At 52.3% G+C, this 4,313-nt stretch carries 3 protein-coding genes; all 3 read left to right on the forward strand.

The features are described 5' to 3' along the window. Window positions 1-486, forward strand: a 486-nt coding sequence (locus O6944_02420) for a hypothetical protein (GenBank protein MCZ6717993.1), incomplete at its 5' end; no start/stop codon positions are given. A gap of 495 nt (window positions 487-981) precedes the next feature. Next, window positions 982-2,295 carry a group II intron reverse transcriptase/maturase gene (gene ltrA, locus O6944_02425; protein MCZ6717994.1) on the forward strand — a complete coding sequence of 438 codons (1,314 nt, stop codon included), beginning with the start codon at window positions 982-984 and terminating at the stop codon, window positions 2,293-2,295. Between the two features lie 525 nt (window positions 2,296-2,820). Continuing rightward, window positions 2,821-4,104 carry a Glu/Leu/Phe/Val dehydrogenase gene (locus tag O6944_02430; GenBank protein MCZ6717995.1) on the forward strand — a complete coding sequence of 428 codons (1,284 nt, stop codon included), beginning with the start codon at window positions 2,821-2,823 and terminating at the stop codon, window positions 4,102-4,104. Window positions 4,105-4,313: the final 209 nt, after the last annotated feature.

Consider the following 4,313-nt stretch of genomic DNA (forward strand, 5'->3'; position numbering starts at 1 on the left):
CTGACTCGCGTTACAAAAGGCGTCTGGGCAAATACGGGTCATCCGTACTTTCATCCACTGTGCTGCGTTCCGTATCTGTTGAGCAAAGAGCAGGGCTATGTTTCATTTCTGACGGCGTTACACTCACACGGTGTTGTTTCGCAGATCCCGAAAACGATCCAGGTTGCGACAACAGGTCGCGCTCGTTCGTTAAATTCGCCAGTTGGCCGCTACGAGTTTTTCCAGGTCAAGCCAGAACTGATGGCGCAGGGCGTTGACTGGGGTGAAGCGCGGCTGCCGTATCTTCTTGCCAGCGCGGAAAAAGCACTGCTCGATACCCTTTATCTCGCGACACGCAAGAATCGACGATTTGCGCGCATGCCTGAGCTTGATGTCACGCAGTCCGGGTTTCGAGTACGGGAGTTCGGACGTCTTCTTGATGGGCTTCCGATTCCGAAGCGAATACTGTCGGCTATGCGCTCGCAATGGGCGACTATTCGACGATGAAACGAAAGGGTACTGACAAGTTGTGCGCCACGAGGCGCTGTTTTGCTAGCGGCTGCAAGTGCCGCCCAGGAAGCGGAGGCCCGCCGCGCCTGGTATCGAGTCTTGAGCCGGTATGGGTAACCTTGCTGGTTAAGCGTAGACAGAGAGGTGATAGGCCGTAAGCCTTCGGGCTGAAGTGATAGAGCCCCGTTAAAGTACATTGTGGGATGGTCGATGGTTTAATTTGACTAGAAGACAGCATCCGGTACCGCGAATTGGGCAGCGGTGTCGGGCGTCCCCGGGGTCTGAGAGCACGGCATGTCATCAAAGTAAGACAGTGAACGTGGGAGATCCTTACTACTCTGCCAGGGAAGGGCAGTAGCGGCGAACAAGTCTAAACAGCGAGGACGCCGGGAAGGTTGTGAGGAAGTCAGATGGGTCATATTACTGATGAAGCAGGGTAACGCCTGTGGAGGGAAGGGCCCTGGGTAAAGTTAACCTCAAAGGGGACACGTTGTGGGTACCACAGAGACCCGAGAAACGACGGCAACAAAACTTGCGAGGATAGCGAAGCTATCGGCCAGCGACCGATTCAAGCGGTTTGACAGCTTGATGCATTTGTTTAAGGAAGAGTCGCTGGCCGCGTGTTTCCACAGGCTGGATGGACGGAAGGCCGTGGGAGTCGATGGTGTGAGAAAGGCCGAGTACGGTGAACACCTCGAACCGAACCTGAACGCGTTGATCGCTCGGATGAAGCGCATGGGCTACCGCCCGGGGCCAGTACGACAAGTGCTGATCCCGAAGGGGGATAAAGCCGGTGCGACCCGTCCACTGGGGATCAGCAACTTCGAGGATAAACTGGTGCAGGGGGTGATGCATCAGGTTCTGGAAAGCATTTATGAGCCACTGTTTCTGCCTGGATCTTATGGGTTCAGGCCGGGACGCAGCTGCCATGATGCGATCCGGGACCTGCTAGACCACCTGTATCGGAATCCGGTTCAGACGGTGATCGATGTGGATTTGGCGAAGTTTTTCGACACCATTGATCACGAGTTACTGCTCGGGATGTTGCGCGAGAAGATTAACGATCCAAAGTTCCTGCGTTACGTGCAGCGGATGTTCAAATCCGGTGTACTGGCGGCAGGGGAACTGACGGTCGGTAATGAAGGGGTACCACAGGGCAGTCTGTGTAGCCCGATACTCGCCAATATCTTTGCGCATTACGTGATCGATGTCTGGTTGGAAGAAGTCGTCAAGGTGCATTGCGCGGGCAAGGTGGCCTGGTTTCGGTACGCCGATGATCTGGTGATCTGCTGCGAGTATGAGCGCGATGCCTTACGAGTCCGCAAAGCGCTTGGTGGCCGACTGTCGCGGTACAAACTTTCTCTGAACGAGCAAAAGACCCGACTGGTCGAGTTTGCTCGACCCCGAAACGGCCACCCCCGGCTTGGAGTCTTCGACTTTCTGGGATTTACCTTTTATTGGGGACGATCTCGGAAGGGCGTGCCGACGCCGAAGGTGAAAACCAATGGCAAACGGATGCGAACCAAGTTGAAGTCTGTCAATGCCTGGGGAAGGTTGATTCGCAGTCGGTATCCGCTGAAATACATCTGGGCGGTATTCCGTGCGAAATTGCGAGGACACATTCAATACTATGGTGTGTCTTTCAATATCCGTGCGGTGCAAACGTTCCTGATGAAAGCGACGCGGATCTTGTTCAAGTGGTTGAATCGACGCAGTCAACGACGATCGTTCACCTGGGAGCAGTTCACCTTGTTCATCAAGGCTCACCCGCTGCCAAGGGCGAGGGTCTGTCATGCGTTGTTCTAGCCTCATCAAGTGGTGACGTGAAGGGCTTTGTCTTGAGCCTATTGCCTGAATTGGGCACGATGGGTTCTAAATGGGGGGGAGCTGGGGTGACCCGCTCCTCTACCAGCTAACTACTCATCCTAAGAAAAATTGCGCAGCGAAGCGACCGTTTTGGACCGCGAAGCGACCCGCAGGCCGAGGCACATGGATGTGCCGAGTCAATCTCTCTGGGCGCGCATCCCCCTCCTCACAGGTCATGTGGTCTATATAGACGGGAGTGCAGTCGGTAGTCGTTAGGCCGATCCCGCGAATCTCCCGCAACCCGCTGGTAAAAGTATATACATACTTACAAGACAACCTGGTGACGAGCCAGGTTGTTATTGATGAACGCAAGGCATCTGTGGATGCTGAGTCGCCGCTTTTCGCGTAGGTGAACCGCCTTAATTGAAAAGTGAGTAGGGTCCCATTAGTCTATGTGATCATTGCGGTCAGACATAGTCGTCTGGGTAACAGAGACTTAGATTGCTGATTACAGGAGAGAGAGGCGTGACCGGCAGCATTTTTCAAGACGCATTAGTCCGATTAAGACAGTATGGTGAGAGTGCAGGTGTATCTCAGGAGGTAATCGAATCACTGATGCACCCATTCTCTATGTTGACAGCAACCCTGCCTGTCCGAATGGATAATGGATCGAAGCAGTATTTTACCGGCTATCGTTGCCGGTACAACAACGTACTAGGTCCCACTAAGGGAGGGATTCGCTTTCATCCCAATGTGTCTATGCCCGAAGTGCAGGCATTGGCCCTGTGGATGACGATTAAGTGTGCGCTTGTCGGACTACCATACGGCGGTGCGAAAGGCGGCATCATTGTCGATCCGAAAAATCTATCTCCGATGGAGTTGGAACGCCTGTCAAGAGCGTATGTGCGCGCAATGGCAGACTTTATTGGGCCACAAACTGATATCCCGGCACCAGATATCTATACCACTGCCCGAATCATGGGTTGGATGATGAACGAATACGAAGCAATCAAGCGCATAAAAGCCCCAAGTGTAATCACGGGGAAGCCGGTTCGGCTTGGTGGGAGTCTTGGACGCGAGGATGCGACCGGGCGGGGCGCCTATTTGTGTATTCGTGAGTTGTCTAAAAAGCATCAACTTGATCCGGGAAAAACCACAGTTGCAGTACAGGGCTTTGGCAATGGTGGCTATCACGTTGCACGACTGTTACACGATGCGGGCTACCATATTGTTGCTATCAGTGATTCAAAGGGTGGCATTTACTCGCCCAAAGGATTTGATGTCGACAGTATTCACGAGGTAAAACAACGTACTCGCCGTGTGCGAGCAGTGTATTGTGAACAATCAGTTTGTGAGCTGGTAGATCATGATGTCATCTCTAATGAGGAGTTACTGAAGCTTGATGTCGATATTCTGATTCCGGCAGCACTTGAGGGTGTTATCACGGAGAATAACGCTGCCTCTATCAACGCAAAGTATATCGTTGAAGTGGCAAATGGTCCGATTCTGAGCACTGCAGATTCCATAATTGAAGAAAAAGGCATAACGGTTATTCCAGACGTATTGGCTAATGCCGGCGGAGTTACCGTTAGTTATTTCGAATGGGTACAAAACCGACAGGGTTTAAAATGGACAATTGATAAAGTGCATACCCGATTGCAGGAAATTATCATTGAAGCGTTTAACGAGGTTTGGGACCTTGCCAAGGAGCGAAATCTCAGCCTGCGTAGTGCCGCATACTCAGTGGCAATTCGGCGAATTGGGGAAGCGGTGGAAGCGCACGGTACAAGGGATTATTTTAGCAAGTAGAAGAGACACACATAGTTAGTATGCGGAGTGTGGATATTTTTTCGATGTGAATCGCTGATACTGAAGTCCCATTGAGTCACGGTTGCCATGGATCAATTCAGCTGACGAATCGTAGGTTTGCAGTGCATAAAGGGGCACTCGATGGACCCACAGTCTGCCGCATGTTCAATAGCATTATCGGTGGAACTACGATTCGACGATATTTGAGC

This window comes from Gammaproteobacteria bacterium (assembly GCA_027296625.1).
Lineage (GTDB): Bacteria > Pseudomonadota > Gammaproteobacteria > JAKEHO01 > JAKEHO01 > JAKEHO01.